Source organism: Nodosilinea sp. FACHB-131 (assembly GCF_014695395.1).
In the GTDB taxonomy this organism is placed as follows: Bacteria; Cyanobacteriota; Cyanobacteriia; order Phormidesmidales; family Phormidesmidaceae; genus Nodosilinea.
On the sequence record NZ_JACJOF010000012.1, the window covers coordinates 84,760 to 100,077 of the forward strand.

At 56.2% G+C, this 15,318-nt stretch carries 19 protein-coding genes; 7 read left to right on the top strand and 12 right to left on the bottom strand.

Annotated elements, in window-relative coordinates:
• Window positions 1-231: 231 nt before the first annotated feature.
• Entirely contained in the window at window positions 232-1,668 is a 1,437-nt protein-coding gene (locus tag H6F75_RS07565; protein ID WP_190750775.1) for an LCP family protein, read from the top strand.
• 38 nt (window positions 1,669-1,706) lie between these two features.
• Complete coding sequence (locus H6F75_RS07570) at window positions 1,707-2,099, top strand: DUF202 domain-containing protein (RefSeq protein WP_190750777.1); 393 nt, start codon at window positions 1,707-1,709, stop codon at window positions 2,097-2,099.
• 19 nt (window positions 2,100-2,118) lie between these two features.
• On the opposite strand, the gene H6F75_RS07575 is transcribed toward H6F75_RS07570, so the two are convergent.
• Entirely contained in the window at window positions 2,119-2,520 is a 402-nt protein-coding gene (locus H6F75_RS07575) for a DUF202 domain-containing protein (protein WP_190750779.1), read from the bottom strand.
• Between the two features lie 217 nt (window positions 2,521-2,737).
• Between H6F75_RS07575 and H6F75_RS07580 the strand changes: the two genes are divergently transcribed.
• Both H6F75_RS07580 and H6F75_RS07585 read left to right on the top strand, forming a co-directional pair.
• Entirely contained in the window at window positions 2,738-3,139 is a 402-nt protein-coding gene (locus H6F75_RS07580; protein ID WP_190750781.1) for a DUF202 domain-containing protein, read from the top strand.
• Window positions 3,140-3,510: 371 nt separating this feature from the next.
• Window positions 3,511-3,852, top strand: coding sequence for a hypothetical protein (locus tag H6F75_RS07585; protein WP_199303816.1), 342 nt, complete (start codon window positions 3,511-3,513; stop codon window positions 3,850-3,852).
• 76 nt (window positions 3,853-3,928) lie between these two features.
• Here H6F75_RS07585 and H6F75_RS07590 read toward each other — a convergent pair whose 3' ends face one another.
• The 11 genes from H6F75_RS07590 to ebsA form a co-directional block, all read right to left on the bottom strand.
• On the bottom strand, window positions 3,929-4,336 hold the full coding sequence (locus H6F75_RS07590; protein WP_190750785.1) for a DUF4346 domain-containing protein: 408 nt from the start codon (window positions 4,334-4,336) through the stop codon (window positions 3,929-3,931).
• A 209-nt stretch (window positions 4,337-4,545) separates the two neighbouring features.
• On the bottom strand, window positions 4,546-6,120 hold the full coding sequence (locus tag H6F75_RS07595) for an adenylate/guanylate cyclase domain-containing protein (protein WP_199303817.1): 1,575 nt from the start codon (window positions 6,118-6,120) through the stop codon (window positions 4,546-4,548).
• A 72-nt stretch (window positions 6,121-6,192) separates the two neighbouring features.
• On the bottom strand, window positions 6,193-7,386 hold the full coding sequence (locus H6F75_RS07600) for a GNAT family N-acetyltransferase (protein WP_190750787.1): 1,194 nt from the start codon (window positions 7,384-7,386) through the stop codon (window positions 6,193-6,195).
• Window positions 7,387-7,392: 6 nt separating this feature from the next.
• The gene (locus tag H6F75_RS07605; protein WP_242019790.1) at window positions 7,393-8,154 is read right to left on the bottom strand and encodes a RibD family protein; all 762 of its coding nucleotides are present in this window, start codon (window positions 8,152-8,154) and stop codon (window positions 7,393-7,395) included.
• 24 nt (window positions 8,155-8,178) lie between these two features.
• A complete protein-coding gene (locus H6F75_RS07610; RefSeq protein ID WP_190750789.1) occupies window positions 8,179-8,748 on the bottom strand; it encodes a hypothetical protein in 570 nt (189 codons plus the stop codon).
• 200 nt (window positions 8,749-8,948) lie between these two features.
• Window positions 8,949-9,401: a YraN family protein gene (locus tag H6F75_RS07615; RefSeq protein ID WP_190750791.1), complete on the bottom strand. Its 453-nt coding sequence runs from the start codon at window positions 9,399-9,401 to the stop codon at window positions 8,949-8,951.
• Between the two features lie 72 nt (window positions 9,402-9,473).
• Complete coding sequence (locus H6F75_RS07620; RefSeq protein WP_190626531.1) at window positions 9,474-9,965, bottom strand: YajQ family cyclic di-GMP-binding protein; 492 nt, start codon at window positions 9,963-9,965, stop codon at window positions 9,474-9,476.
• A 31-nt stretch (window positions 9,966-9,996) separates the two neighbouring features.
• A complete protein-coding gene (locus H6F75_RS07625) occupies window positions 9,997-10,413 on the bottom strand; it encodes an MAPEG family protein (protein WP_242019791.1) in 417 nt (138 codons plus the stop codon).
• Between the two features lie 116 nt (window positions 10,414-10,529).
• Window positions 10,530-11,033, bottom strand: a complete 504-nt coding sequence (locus tag H6F75_RS07630) for a DNA-processing protein DprA (protein WP_190514589.1) — start codon at window positions 11,031-11,033, stop codon at window positions 10,530-10,532.
• A gap of 97 nt (window positions 11,034-11,130) precedes the next feature.
• On the bottom strand, window positions 11,131-12,213 hold the full coding sequence (locus H6F75_RS07635) for a DRTGG domain-containing protein (RefSeq protein WP_190750793.1): 1,083 nt from the start codon (window positions 12,211-12,213) through the stop codon (window positions 11,131-11,133).
• A 185-nt stretch (window positions 12,214-12,398) separates the two neighbouring features.
• Window positions 12,399-12,773, bottom strand: coding sequence for a type IV pilus biogenesis protein EbsA (ebsA, locus tag H6F75_RS07640; protein ID WP_190514903.1), 375 nt, complete (start codon window positions 12,771-12,773; stop codon window positions 12,399-12,401).
• 277 nt (window positions 12,774-13,050) lie between these two features.
• On the opposite strand from ebsA, the gene H6F75_RS07645 reads away from it, so the two are divergent.
• Genes H6F75_RS07645 through smpB form a run of 3 tightly spaced genes read left to right on the top strand, consistent with a single transcriptional unit; the run spans window position 13,051 to window position 15,275 of the window.
• Complete coding sequence (locus tag H6F75_RS07645; protein ID WP_190750795.1) at window positions 13,051-14,490, top strand: glycosyltransferase family 2 protein; 1,440 nt, start codon at window positions 13,051-13,053, stop codon at window positions 14,488-14,490.
• A 36-nt stretch (window positions 14,491-14,526) separates the two neighbouring features.
• Window positions 14,527-14,793, top strand: a complete 267-nt coding sequence (locus H6F75_RS07650) for a YciI family protein (RefSeq protein WP_190750797.1) — start codon at window positions 14,527-14,529, stop codon at window positions 14,791-14,793.
• Between the two features lie 11 nt (window positions 14,794-14,804).
• A complete protein-coding gene (gene smpB / locus H6F75_RS07655; protein WP_190750805.1) occupies window positions 14,805-15,275 on the top strand; it encodes an SsrA-binding protein SmpB in 471 nt (156 codons plus the stop codon).
• The last annotated feature ends 43 nt before the right edge of the window (window positions 15,276-15,318 follow it).

The window sequence follows — 15,318 nt, forward strand, 5'->3', positions numbered from 1 at the left end:
ACTCGCATAAGTGGCTCAATCCTATCCTTTGGGATGGGATTTCAGGGCAAAATTCGCTTAATATTGATTAACACATTAACCTGCTGCGAAGTTTTAATAGGGTGTTGGGGGGTGTCCCCGATCTTGCCTTTAAGCATTGAAATTTGAGTCTAAAACCATGCTGAGGCTACATTGGCCAGTCATGGCAAAGGCTATGGTGTTAGGGCGTCGCAGCAAGTCAAGCAGGTATTCATGACAACCCCTTTGCAGAACGTTGATCCTAAAGACAGCCGCTCTAGCGATCCTGAACAAAGTGAGGTCGCAGCCTTGGACGGTCAACCACCTGCACCAGCCTTCCCTGCTGACGAATCATCCAACCCCACCGGGATAGCTCGACGGCTGGTTAAATCGCTACTGTGGGGTGGCCTGTTTGTGGGTACAGCGGCGGTTTCGGCTGTGGTTGGGGCGGCGATCTCCCTCACAGTGCCCCTGCCTGACTTTATGGGTGGCAACACCAACCGCGCCGCTAGCTTTGGCGATCTGTGGCAGGCGGGCTTTCGCTACCAGGTGACGCGTCCGGTCAACATTCTGGTGATGGGCATTGACGAAGTTCCCGATGCCCAGCCCAACTCAGACGCCGTCTTTGCCGGTCGTACTGACACCCTGTTGCTCGTGCGGGTCGACGCCGAAGCTGGCACCCTCAATGTTATGTCTATCCCCCGCGATACCCGCGTGCAAATCCCAGGCTTCGGGATGGATAAAATCAATCAGGCCAACGTGCTGGGTGGCCCAGAACTGGTTGCTCAAACCGTGGGCTATAACCTGGGCAACATTCAGATCGATCGCTACGTGCGCATCAACACCAGCGCTTTTCGAGAAATGGTTGACCTGGTTGGGGGCATTGAGGTCAACGTGCCCACCCGTATGGAGTACACCGATCGCACCCAGGGCCTCTATATAGATCTCTATCCCGGCTGGCAAACCCTCAATGGCGACCAGGCCGAGCAGTTTGCTCGCTACCGCAAAGACAGCGGCGACATTGGCCGAGTGCAGCGTCAGCAAATGCTGCTCAAGGCATTGCGGGAGCGGTTGACCAACCCCGCCGTGCTGCCCAAGCTGCCCCAGGCGCTGCGGGTGGTGGAGCGCTACGTCGACACCAACCTCACCCTGGAGGAGATGCTGGCGATCGCCAACTTTGGCCTCGAAATGGACTCTGATCAGCTGCAAATGGTGATGCTGCCCGGCCGATTTAGCACTCCAGCCGAGTTTAACGCCAGCTACTGGCTCCCCAACTGGGAAGCCTCGGCGACCGTCATGCAAAACTTTTTTCAGGCTGAAGGGGTGAGCATCTACGCCGACAATTCCCAGGGCAACTATGTGGCCGATCTGTCTATTGCGGTGCAAAATGCCTCTGGCCAGCCCGATCAGGCCGCCTCGGTAGCCGACTACCTGCGTGAGAACGGCTTCAGCAATGTCTACATTATCGACGACTTGTCAACCACCATGGCCCGCACCGAGGTCGTGGCTCAGCGCGGCGATGTCGAGAGTGCCCGTACGGTCGAGTCTCTGCTGGGGGTAGGGCTGGCCCTGTCTGAGTCAACCGGTGACCTCGACTCCGACATTACTATTCGGGTAGGTCAAGACTGGGTTGAGCAAGCCACCCAAATGTCAGAGACCGAGCCGCAGTAGGCTAAGTCTTGCCCAGCATCATCAGCTCTGGCCTACCCATGTCGAGCCTTTATCCACCCCAGGCCCAGGACGAGCTAGCCCGCGATCGCAACCGCCTAGCCGCCGATCGCTCCCTGCTGTCCTTTGTGCGCAACAGCCTCACGCTGATTGGTCTGGGCCTAGGGCTTGAGCAAATCTTGGCGGCGCTTGGAGCCCACTACGGTGACCATAATATTGATGGTTGGGCCTATGGTCTTAGCCTGGTATATGTCGGTCTAGGGGTGCTGAGCTTGGGGCTGGCGATCGCTGACTATCAAGCTGAAAGGGCGCGCCTGCGATCGCCCCACTATCAATACCAGCCCCGCTGGTCGGTGGCAGAAGCTACGGGGCTAGCAATTTTTGCGACCGGTGCCGTAGCTTTGGGCTGGTTAGGAGCTGATCTGCTGGGGTAAGCCGTGATTTAAGAAACGGCTATGGCAGCACCAGCGTTACCCCTAACCCTGCGATTCCCGCCAGCACAATGGCAACTACTGCCCAACGATTCAGCGCCTTAATCGACAGCAGCACATCGCCTTGCTGCTCAAGGGCGTTGAGCGTCAGCCGGTGCTGAACTAGCGCTAACCCCAGCAGCAATAGACCCATACCCACAAACCCCAAGCCCACTAAGGTCGAATTTGGGTCCGCTACGATGGCTGCCGGTGCCGCCTGCCGCCGCAGGCTGTGGGTAATTTGTTCATAGGCCACTCCAAACCCAATCAGGCCCAGGCAAATTCTGCTCCAGGCGTTTAGGGTACGTTCGGCAGCAGCGCGGTTGCGTTCCCGAGCTAGCTCGTTGGTGATGTTCACTAAGGAAGGAAGGGGGGCATCACTCATGGGTAAAATTGCCGATTGAAGCGATCGCTTGCGGGTTGGAAGGTTAATTGTTGGCAACGGTCAACACAAGTGGCAGAATCATGCTCGCCGCTGATTTTACCCCTAGGTTGGGTTAACTACGCAGCACCAGAACGTGATTCGGGTTCAAGATTGAGCCAACCTGAGCGTAGGCTAGTTTCACTGAGCCGCTTACCTGTCTACCCTTGCTGGTACTGCCATGAATTCCTCCAACTCAGAACCTAACCCAGCAACAGAACTGGCCAAAGAGCGAAATCGCGCCGCTGAAGAGCGCACCCTGATGGCCTGGATTCGCACAGCTCTGGCCTTAATTGGCTTTGGCTTCGGGATCGAGCGCATTGTGGCAGCTATTCACCAAACGTTAGGAGATGCGGTGAATCCCCTGCGGTTAACCCGGGTTTTAGGCCTATCCTTTGTGGCCTTAGGTACCTTGGCGCTGCTGGGCGCAGCCCTCGACCACAACCATCAGCTCCAGCGCATTCAGCGCAACGACTTAGTCTACCGATCGCGGCGGTCTCCAGCTCTGGTGGTGGCCTACATTCTGGCTGGGCTAGGGGCGATCGCCTTCGTAGGCATTTTGGTCAGTCCCCTAGTGCCTTAACGGTAGCTCAGGCCGCTTAGCCCACGGCCACAAACTCAACAGAGTGACGACAATAAACCACCGTCAAGCATCGCGAGACGGCTCAAAAAACCATTTTTTCCCTAAATAGAAAAGCCGTCTACTTGCCCAGATTATTTAGGGGCAAGGTGTAACAATCTTGGCGAATATGTTTACAAAACCAGACCTTTCTTAGCTGCTTTTTAGATTACTAAGGCTGTCTTAGAGCGGCTGTAAATATCACAGCGACCCTTGCTAATAAAGGTTAAATGATTCAGGAGACCTAATGTGATCTATTAGCTTGAGTCTAGGATGAGAAGGGAAATTTAAAAACCAGGCGTTACATGGACTCTATGCAAACCCAGGTCAGTCTTTTGACAAATAAGATTGATGCCCTGCACCAAATGATTGATCAGGTCAACGATCAGGTTGCGGCCCTGATTGCGACCCAAGCCTGCTCGGTTACCCCTGGTGAGCCGGGTATCAGTCGCTTTGCCTACGGCAACGCCCCCCGCCATAGCCCTAGCATGTTGGACAGCGTTTGCGAGCACAAAGATATTTTGCTCGACAGCAGCTATCTCGATTTAGACCGCCAGAGTACCGAAACCAATTTTTCCCAGGACGTACAAATTCAGCGGCTAACGGCCCAGCTTACAGCGGCGTACAACCGCATTGCAGCGCTAGAAGAGCAGCTATTAGCCTCCCGGGTCCATTAGTCAAACCAATCGAATGGCCAGGGCAATTCAGGTATGAAACCGATGCCCTTCACACGGATAGTTTCGCTCCACAGGCTCAATCTTGAACGTAGGGTTCGCCAGCGCTGAGAGCGGCTTCGGCCCGCATAAATTCACGCCCTAAGTAGGCCGCATGATCGAGATAGGTGATAGGGCAAGGACGAGCTGGATCTTCAAAAATAGCAATACAGAGTTCTTTAGCTGTGCGACCGCTATAGGTGCAGGTAGGTACACGCTCCACAGGGCCGCGCACGGGTAGGGGCTTGCCAGTAGCGGGGTCACAGGCCAACCCTTTGTCGTTGATGATGTTGGCAAAGTGCTTGGCGCAAATCAGCCCCTGCTCCACGTCTAAATAAATTAAAAAATAGCCCGCCGGGTCTAGCTCAATGTAGCGCTTCGAGAGCTGGTCATCGAGGGTCTGGCGCTGGGCTTTGTCGATAGGCTGGGTGCTAAAGGGTAGAGTCATCGCAGGTTAGGCCACCGCGATCGCGGCCTGGTAGTATAACGTTAGGACTCTCTATGGTAGCGTGCCGAGCCGCCGCCTCAATCTTCTAGTGATATAGCGTTGGCCACTGCGTTTAGGACCAGGGTCACTAAACCAATGGCAAAAACTAGGACGGCGCACTGGCGTATCGCCATCGCTTCGGAGGGTATGCAGATGGCGATGGCTAGACGTTAGCCTTCGAGGCTATAGATCGGCTGAGGAGTGGCCTTGCCCTTGAGCGGTAGTTCCCCTAAAAACTTACAGCGGTAGTCGGGATGGGCCTCAAGTACCTGATTGGTAGCAGCATCCAGCAAAATTTGATTTTGGCTGGCCTGACCCATTAGCCGAGCGGCAGTATTGACCGTATCTCCCAGCACGTTAAACTCGCGTCGGCCTCGGGGCTCACCAATTTCTGCAGCAAACACTCGGCCGTAGGTCAACCCCATGCGACAGCTAATGGGTAAGGGCTGGCCCTGCCGCATTGGCCGACGTAGCTGGCCAACCAGAGAACGAATCGCCAGCAGCGTTTCGGCCGCCCGCAGGGGAGCCTCGGGATCGGGGGCTAGCACGCCAAAATGAATCAGCAGCTCTGAGCCTACGGAGTGGTAGGTCACCTTTTGCAAAATGCCGCGTCGCCGTTCTACTGCGCCGTTGATGAGGGCAAAGGCCTGGGAAAAGCAGGTGACAATGCCGTCAGTATCGTCGGGGTAAGCTGGATCTACTGCCTCTGGCAGACCCATTAAATTGACAAAGGCCACTGCCGCAGTAGGAAAAGCCGGGGGAATGCGGCGGGCGGCAGCGGTGTTGACAAGCAGCTGGAGCACCGGGCGAGGCAAATAGCTAGCCAAGGGCTCAATGGTGGCAAGGCTGGTTTGAATTTCGCCGATTAGGCCGGACACGCTGCGATCAAACAACATCGAGCTGGCTGTGCGGCGACGGCTTAATGTGAGGTCGTACTCTCCTAGGGTCTTAGCATTGAGGTCGTCGACTACTAACCAGCTCGCCCCAGGGTTAGGTTCTAGGCTCAGGGGGTGGGCCGTGGGTTGAATGCAGTCGTACCCGGCCTGGCTGAGGCAGACTCGGCCCACGGCTCCGGCCCCTTCGGTCTGCTTAGCCACCAGCACCGGCTGTCCTAGCAGCACGTGGGCGCGGCGCAGGGGAGTACCAATGTCTGCCGCTACAAACTGCCCTGGATGAACGCCTAGTCGCATGCGCAAGGCTAGAGAGCCTTGAGCGGTTTCGATCGCAGCAAAATTTTCCATGGCTCGCTGCATCCGCAGCCCGGCATAGACGGCCTGCATCACCTCGGCGTTGTCGCCACCAGACTGATAGGTCTCATGGCGAAACTGCACCAGCATGGCATCGCCGGTAAACTCCAGCAGATTGCCGCCGGCTTTGCTAACCAGCTCTACCATTCGGGCAAAGTAGTTGTTGATTAAGGTCAGCAGAGTCTCGGCCCCAGTTTGCCCTGCTGCCGCACTGGCCGCAAACAGCGGGGTAAAACCGGCTAAATCAGTAAATAATAAGGTGCCGCGATGCCAACAATGGCGTATCTGAGGGCTCAGGGGTGGCTGCTGGGCTACATCGCGAGGCACATAGTCGATCAAAATATGCTGCAGGGTGCGCAGATGGTCAAACACCTTGACCAGAGTTTGGGGAGAAGGGTCAACCCACAGGGCCGCGTATAGGTCGGCAGGGGCTAAGTCTCGCAGGCTACGCTCAATGCTCTCCAGTTCTGCCACTGACCCTATCCATTGCTTACTCAACCAGACAAGTCTGCTCTTCTAGGGTTCCCGCCTGAGGTGCTGGTGCCATACCCGAGCCATGCAGACCTAGGCCTAAGAGCAAACGCTATCCCCTGGAAGCAGTTTGAGGGGTAGCTCGGCGTTGATGGCGTCAATTTCCTGCTGCTCGAACTCGTTGACCTCAGCGATGTAGCGGGTCAGGAGCGTTTTCATGCGAGGGGAATAGAACCGATGCAGGCTGTAGTTGCCTAGGGCCGGAAAGCCCCGTCGTTTTTTGTGGCGTCCCCCCGCCCCAGGGTCGAACAGGGTAATGTCGTTGGCGATCGCCCACTCGATCGGCGCGTAGTAACAGGCATTGAAATGCAGGTTATTCATCTCTAGGGTTGAGCCCCAGTAGCGGCCGTAGAGGCGATCGCCCTTGGTGAGGCAAAACGACATGCCCACTGGGTCGCTGTCGTCTTCACCGTAGGCGGCAAAAAACACCATGCGGTGGCGGTAGTCGTGGTGCAGCAAGTGAAAGAATTTACGGCTCAGGTATTTGCTGCCCCACCAGCCAAACTTGTCGCAGGTGTCGACATAAAAGTCGTACATCTGGTCGCACAGGGTCCTGCTGATGGCGTCTCCAGCGATCGCCTCCAGCCGCAAGCCCGCCGTCGCCATCGACTTGCGCTCGCGCTTGATGTTGCGCCGCTGGTTGGCGTTAAACATGCCCAGGTAGTCGTCAAAGTCTTTGAACCCATGGTTTTGCCACACGTAGCTGTGGTGCAGCCATTCAGCAAAGCCCAGCTCAGTCATGGTGGCCCGCCACTCCGGGTCGACGTAGAGAAAGTGACAGCCGGAGATGTTGTTGCGATCGCAAAACCCATCAATTACCTCTACCATGGCCCGAGTGACAATCGCTTCGTCGGCGTCAGGGGCAATCAAAAACCGATAGCCCTCCGTCGGGGTAAAAGGCGACATGCCCAGCAGTTTGGGATAATACTCTACTCCCAGACGCTCAGCCAAATCGGCCCACTGGTGGTCGAATACAAATTCGCCCCGGCTGTGACCCTTGAGGTACATAGGGGCTGCCCCGACCAGAGTTGTGCCCTGCCAAAGAGCCAGATGACAGGGCAACCAGCCCGCATTGGCCCCTACGCTGCCCGATCGCTCCATGTTGTGCAGCCAGCTCCACTCCATAAATGGTGTGACTAGGGGCTGGGCCAGTTCATCCCACACGGCCTCGGGCACCTCATCAATGGAGCGCAGCCAGGTGGCAGTCAGCGACGGCACAGAGGGATAGCCCATGGAAGATTAGTCAGTAGGAGAGGGTTGGTTATTCTCCAGGGTAAAGGAATTTCCAGCCCCTTGCAGGGGTGGGGGCAGGACTCGATAGTGCAAAAACACCTCCCCTTCCACCGCTCGATGGGAGAGCAACTGTAGCCGGGGAGCCATCGCCACCAAAAACCCTGCTCCATCGACCGGGGTTGGGGCTGTTATGCCCCCCAAAATTAGCGGGCACACCGTCATGAAAATCTCGTGGACGCAGTGGTAGCCCAGTAGCTCTGCCACCAGCCCGCCCCCACCTAGGAGAGCCAGATGGTGGATGCCCGCCGCTTTCAACCGGGTCAGAATCCAGGGCCAATCCCAGGGCTGCGTTTTGGCCTCGGGCACTGTCCAAATGTGCTCAAACAGCTCCGTTTCTGCCCAGCGCTGAGCCCCAGCCGCAGTTGTGACTAGCCCTCTGGGTACCGGCTGCTGAAAGTACCGAAACTTAGGGTCAAGGTTGCCCGAGGGCGACCAGACGATCTGCACGGGTTGGTCGGCTTGGTGCCGCTGCCGTCGCTGGGCCAGCAGGTCGGGGTTGCGCACGCTCAAGGTAGTGCCATAGGCCCGCAGGGTACCCCCCCCAAACAGCACCCCGTCCGCTGCCGCCACTTTTTCCTCCAGGTGAGCTAGGTCGGCCGCCGAGGAAAAACGGGCGGCACTGCGCTGGGCATCGGCAATTTTGCCGTCCAGGCTCATGGCCAGCACTAGGGTGATGCGGGGGAGGGTTGGGTCGGGGGCGATCGCCAAGGGTCAGGGCTAGGAAGCGTGCCTCTAGTTTACCGAGGCCTCTAAGACCGCAGGCTGGCCTTCACCTAAATCCCAACTGCTGTGGCATTTCCAGCTTTGATTGGTCAACTGCTGATAAAACCGCATTTCCCACTGGGTGGGAGTTTTCCAGTCAATGGCTGCTTTCGCCTGGGTGACTATGGCCTTATTGTCTTTGCGGTTAGGACCATAGGCCAGGGGTAGACCCAGCTCATCCTGAATGCGGAGCGGCATTTTGCGGGTGGGCGACTTCACGGTGCAGGCAAAATTTACCATCACCTGCTTCAGCCAGGGAGAAGTAATCGCCAGACCACTCCAGTCGGGTTTAGCCACCAGACCCTCTAGGGTCACGACCGGAGTCGGGCGCGCTTTTAGGCCGCGGTTGTAGGCGCGATCGAGGCTACGGGTGTAAATCGGGGCCGCACCAGACTGTTCCTCAAAGCCCTCAATTAGCAGGCAGCAGGCATCTGGACCTTGCTGGAGGGGTGCAGCTGTCTCTCTGTGCTCGGCTAAGAACCGCTTGATCTGCTCGGCTAGGCTTCCGGTCGGGCAGGCATAAATTGCAAACTTGGTCATAGGGCATTCCCAGAGAAACAGCGAACTGGGAAGTACGGTAGACAGCCTGCTCTAGCCCACTGGCTGGATGCAGACGCTAGGGATAGAGGCAGGACAACGACTATACCTCTACATAGCAGCTTAGGCTATGAATGCCCGAATGCTGCTAACGGGGCGTTATTATTTAATTAAGAATTCCAGTTGGTCTCCATTTTAAGTCTTTAGCAACTGGGCACGTCGAAGGCATTTTCGATGTAGTCCTGCAGCGTTAGATAGCGGGCATCATCCACAAACAGGTGCTTGGCTGGGTTGGTTGGCGGTTGCTGACCACTACGGCAGGCCACCAGGGCCACGTCAAAGCGGCAGGTGGCCTCGCCCCACTGGGGATGCTTGAGCAGATAGAGTTGGGCGGCTTTCCACAGTTTGGCCTGCTTGCTACGGGTAATCGCCATCAGGCCGTAGGCATCCCAGTTACCCTGGCTGCGAGTTTTGACTTCAACAAAGGTAAGCTGACCGCTAGCGTTAGCGGCTCCCTGAGCCACCACCAGATCCAGCTCACCCCAGCGGCAGTGCCACTGGCGATCGCACTGTCGCCAGCCCTGGGTCGATAGCCAGTTGGCCACCAGGGTTTCGCCCAGGGTGCCCAGTTCGGTATTGCTGAGTTCGGCGGTCATGGCGAGACGCTATCGGGGCAGCATGCTTTATCGTGCCCAGGGGGTGAGGGGCGATCGCCCTACCCATGGTTTCTACCGATAGTTGGTAAACTGCACCGCCACGGGCCAGTCTTCCTGCTTCACTAGCTGCATAGCCTGTTGCAGGTCATCCTTAGACTTGCCGGTAACCCGCACCGCATCCCCTTGAATCGCAGCGGTCACCTTTTTGAGGTTGTCGCGGATCAGCTTGGTAATCTGCTTACCCATCTCCTGCTCGATGCCCTTTTTGAGGGTGATGGTCTGGCGTACGCGGGTGCCGCTGGCCGCTTCCACATCACCGAACTCAAAGATCTTGAGGGAAAGATTGCGCTTGGCTGCTTTCTGGTACAACAAATCTTTGACCGCATCCAGGGTCATGTCGCTGGCGGTTTCGATGGTGATGGTGCTATCCGCCAGGTCAATGGTGGTCTTGGTATCTTTCAGGTCGTAACGGCTAATTACATCCCGCCGGGTCTGGTCAAGGGCGTTGACCAGTTCTTGGCGGTCGAAATCGCTGACGATATCAAAGGAAAAGCTAGAAGCCATGGGTACCGTTGAGTATCTGCGCACCAACAGACTACATCAAGGCTGACCGACAGCTCAAGACATAGAGGGTGAAGGTGCTCAGGTTGGCGACCCCAAACATCAGCGATCGCCCAATCGGCACATTCAAAATGTACGCCACCGGGTACAGGGTGCGCGCGATTAGATAGGCGATCGCAGCCCCCAGCGCTAGCCCCGACTGCTGTTGGGTGACATAGGCCATTAGCGCCGCCGGAGCGAATAAAATCATCGATTCAAAGGCATTCTCGTGGGCCCAGGTAGCCCGCTGAGCGTAGGGGGGCAGTTTGGCCAGCATGGACCGAGGAGCAGCCTGGTCATAGCCCACCGCGAACCGCCCATAGCCCACGGCCAGAAAAGGCAGATAAACCAGCAGCGCTGCCAGCCCAACGCTAACCAGCAAAAAACCTGGCATAGCCATCAAAGATGCCATGAATTACTATCCTCGCTAATTTTTTGCTGTGGGGGATATAGATGAGACAGTAGCGGGCTGGCAAGTTAGAACGCTGGAATGCTCTAAACCTGCCCACTCCAACTTCCCAAGAACTGCTAGTCGAAGTAGAACAGCGTCACAATCTTACGCTGGTCCTCTGCATCCTGGCAGGTTTTCAGCAGGGTATGGCTGTCATGAAAGGCAAAGCAAACCAGCTGCTGGCAGCGAGAAATAATTTCTTGGTTGCACAGTGAGCTCGCCTCTGCCAAAGACATGGCGTCGTTGGCCGGGTTCTCGACCAGGTGCATGACCTGCTCTAGCTGATCGCGTGACTCGCGAGGCTGGCGTTCCAGGCTCTGGGGCAAAATTACGGTGAGCAGGTTGGGATCGGCCTGCATCGCCCCTTTAATGGCGGCGGAGTTGGTGCCAGTCGCCCCCGAGGTGATGATGCGATTACCCCCTAGGGCCAGCGCATAGGTCATCAGCTCGATGAGTTGCTGGTGGGTAATCGGCACATGGCGCGACCCCAAAATAGCCACCCGCTTAGAACCCGACTGTTGAATAGCCGCAAGTTCCTGTAAAAACGTGTCGACTTTAGCGGATTCGAGCGACGCTTCCATGGACTGACTCAAAGGCTGCACCGAATGCGAGAATAACGCGCTTCATTGTATCAGACCAAACGGGTCCGGCTACACTCTGTCCCTAGGTCAGCAGCCTTTAAGTGGCCGAAACCGGCAGCTTGAGATCGAGCAAGTGCAGCAGACGGTCTAGGTCAAAGTGAATAGCTACCAACTCTTGAATGCACTGTACCTTGACGGGCTCATGCAGCCGCACCTGGCCAAATAGCTCGTCAATGCGCTCTACGGTAGATAGGGTATCAGAGTCAACGGAGACAATCGGCACCTCCAGATCCGAAGCACGCTCTAAAATATTCGAGGAAGGAGGAATTTGGCCGGTTAGCACCAAACATTGAGTAGAGGTTTCCAACGCCGCAAACTGAATGTCAGTGCGATCGCCCCCCGTCACCACGGCCATGTTGGTGGCTTTGCGGAAGTACCGCAGGGCTGAATTCACGTTCATAGCCCCAATAGTCAGGGTTTCCACCATCAGGTCAAGGCGGTTGGAGCAGCACAGCACCTCAGCATCGAGCCGAGCCACAATTTCGCGCACGGTAATACTGCGCATGATGGGCGATCGCGGCAGCACCGCCAGCACCGGAATGCCCTGGTTTTCTAAGAAGGGCCGGGCCAGCTCAGCACAAGCCTGTGCTGCATCCGTGGGCACATCGTTAATAATTACTCCAATTAGGCGCGACCCCAACTGAGCCTTGGCTGCCAGCAGGCGATCGACCAGCAGCAGCGAATCGTAGCGGGTTACCAGCAGCACCGCCGCGTCAATGTCGGCAGCAATGTGGGCGACCGACAGGTTCACCAGCGTCCCCTCAGTTAGATTACCAGGCCCTTCGAGCAGCAGTAGGTCTTCGCCCCGCTGCTCGGTATAGTCCAGCAAGCTGTAACTGGCTGAAGGCTGACCGCTAAGCACTAGGCGATCGGCCACGGTAGCTTCGCTCAACGAGATGACCGGCGGATAATATCGCGCCGCTGGTAGCCGTAACGTATCGACAATAAAGTCTAGATCCGGATCTTTCCCATCCCCGTTGGTCGAGTTGCCTATGGGTTTACCAAACCCAACATCCATGCCCAACCCCTGAAGCTGGAGCCCAACACCCAGTAAAATTGCCGATTTGCCGCTATAGGACTCGGTTGAACCAATCACCAAACGCTTCGCTGAACTGGGCACGCCACAAGTCCTCCATGGGGTAATGCACTGCTCCCTGACCCCGACGCTACAAAGCACTTTGGTCAAATAGGTCAGTGGGCACAGCACCACCCTCATTCTGCCACCTTATAGGGATGTCAGCGTTAGGCATCTCACTACCCTGCCACTCAGCCTGTCCTCAGAGCCTCGCTGGTCCTACGGTTGCCCTACTCATCCAATCGCAACAGCTTGCGATAAAACCCTTGGGAAAAATCTGCCGGGCGCTTCTGGCGCAGTGCCACAATCACGTCAAACAAAAAATCCACAAACTCAAAGGTCGCCATTGTAATCTCGTAGCTGAGATCGCTATCACCCTCAAACTGCATACGACAGCGGGTCAAGTCTGCCGGTAGTACAGACACATTCCAGGTGGCTACAAAGGCGATACTATCACTCCCCTCAATTTGCCGCTCCCCCTCCAGATTGCCCTGCTTGTATAGAGAAATGGCGTAAGGCAGCGCGTTACGCTTATTGCCCTGGTAGTAGGGCATGTAAACGCTGATATCCTGCTTGCCTGCGGGCTGAATTGCCTCAAACGTCAAACTCATGGGTCTGGCCTTAGGTCAAATTTCAACAAACGAATATTCGGACGGTCATCGGGGTCAGATGCTTAGGATACTGGATACTCACCTCGCCAGGTTGCCGACGATGGACGCGACCTAGAACTAGCATTCCCCAGGATGGTATTGGGGGTATCACTAAAATTTTCCGCAAAATCGAGGATGATAGACCTAGGCCGAAGCCATCCTTAGCATAAGGTGCTGATCTGTGTCGTAGTCTGGCCGCCGTCGTTTTTTGTTGTGCTCCCTACCTGAGTTCATGGTTGATTTTCCTGGACGCTTTTCCCCTAGGCGTTTCCACACCCCAATCAAAGAGTTGGAAATTGAAGATTTTCCGGGATTTGCCGGTCGTCGTTCCAAGGCAGCTCTAACCTTAGGTGTGCTGTGGGGCCTGACCGCTGTGCTGCACCTAGTTTCTTGGGGCAGTTGGGTGGTGCTGGGGCTAACGGCCATTCTCACCACCCACGCTCTGCGAATTTTGTGGGGTCGGCCTTTGCTACCGCCACCGCCGCTGCCCTCTTTAATCCAAGAGGCGCCTCAAATTAATGGTGCGATCGCTGAAGGCCGGTCTTTAACCATCGTAGGTTCCCCCTGGGAGGATTGGCCCTACGTTTCCCTTTTGGTGGCCGCTAAGAACGAAGAAACCGTAATAGAACCCTTGGTTGCAGCCCTCTGTCAGCTGGATTATCCTGCCTGCCGCTATGAGGTCTGGATCATCGACGATAACAGCACTGATGGCACCCATCAGCGTTTGCAAAAACTCACCACCCGTTACCCACAACTGCGGATCCTGCGCCGTGCCGCTGGGTCCAGCGGGGGTAAGTCAGGGGCGCTTAACCAGGTATGGCCCAATACCAAAGGGGAGATCATTGGTGTATTTGATGCCGATGCCCGTGTGCCTAAGGATCTACTGCGCCATATTGTGCCCTTGTTTGACCAAGCTGAGGTTGGTGCTGTGCAGCTGCAAAAAGCTGTCGTCAACCGAGCTAAAAATCTTTGGACCCGTGGTCAGCAGGCCGAAATGGCCCTCGACAGCTACTTTCAGCAGCAGCGCATCAGCCTCGGCGGTGTTGGTGAACTACGAGGCAACGGCCAGTTTGTGCGGCGGGTCGCCCTAACCCAGTGCGGCGGGTGGAACGAAGAAACTATTACCGATGACCTCGATCTCACCCTACGCCTGCACTTTAGTGGTTGGGGAATTCAGTTTTTGCTGCATCCCGCCGTGGGCGAGGAGGGCGTTGAGCGGCCTTTGGCCCTGTGGCATCAGCGCAATCGCTGGGCTGAAGGGGGCTACCAGCGCTACCTTGACTACTGGCGGCTGATTGCCCAGCACCGCTTGCCTCCAGCCAAAACCTTCGACATGGCTGCCTTTTGGATGATTCAGTACGGCTTGCCCGCAGTGGCTCTGCCCGACTTTGCTATGGCCATGCTACGCCATCGGCTGCCGCTGTTTTTGCCCGTATCCAGTCTGGCGCTAACGCTGTCTATGGTCGGTATGTTTTGCGGTTTGCGGCGTATTCAGCAACAGCCCATCTGGGTGAGTAGTTTACAAACTCTGTGGGGTAACCTGTACATGCTGCATTGGCTGCTGGTGATCGCCACTATGACGATGCGCCTGTCGGTGCGGCCTAAGCGATTGCGCTGGGTAAAAACTGTCCACCTGGGTAGCGAAGACGAACTTCAAGTCGATCTACCTTAGGCCAGTTGTAATACAAACTCTCTGCACAGCCCTGCTATGCCCTGGTTCGTTAAAATCGAAAGAGGCGTTGTTAACAAAGCCGTCTTTGACCAACATGTGCCGGCCCATGTGGCCTATGTCAAAGATCTCATTGACCAAGGCTATGCTGCTAAAAGCGGATACTGGGCCGAATATGGCGGTGGTATGCTGTTATTTCGGGCCAATTCTATCGATGAAGCCCGCGCCGTTGTGGCTGCCGACCCGCTGATTCAGCATCACTGTGTCGAGTATGAACTGCACGAATGGCGGGTGGTGGTGGAATAGGAGGACACACTGTGGCCGATTCAAGTGATGGATACAAAATTGTCAGCGACAATCGCCAAGCCCGTCATGAGTACGAAATTCTCGAAACCTACGAAGCTGGGCTAGAGCTGATGGGTTCAGAGGTAAAGTCGATTCGCCAGGGTAAGGTCAACATACGCGATGGCTATGCCCTTATCAAAGATGGGGAACTGTGGCTGCACAACGTACACGTTTCACCCTATACCATGACCAATAAGGCCTACAACCACGAGGCCAAGCGCACCCGCAAACTGCTGCTGCACCGCGATGAAATTCGCAAGCTGATTGGCAAGGTCGAGCAAAAGGGGCTTACCCTGGTGCCGCTTAAGCTCTATCTGCAGCGGGGCTGGGTGAAAGCCACCATTGCCCTAGCCAAGGGCAAAAAACTCCACGATAAACGCGAAAGCCTCAAGCGCAAGCAGGAATCCCGCGAAACCGCCCGTGCCCTCAGCGGACGAGACTAATTCAGTTCGCCACCTCAGCGTTAAACGAACGTTTAGGTTGCTA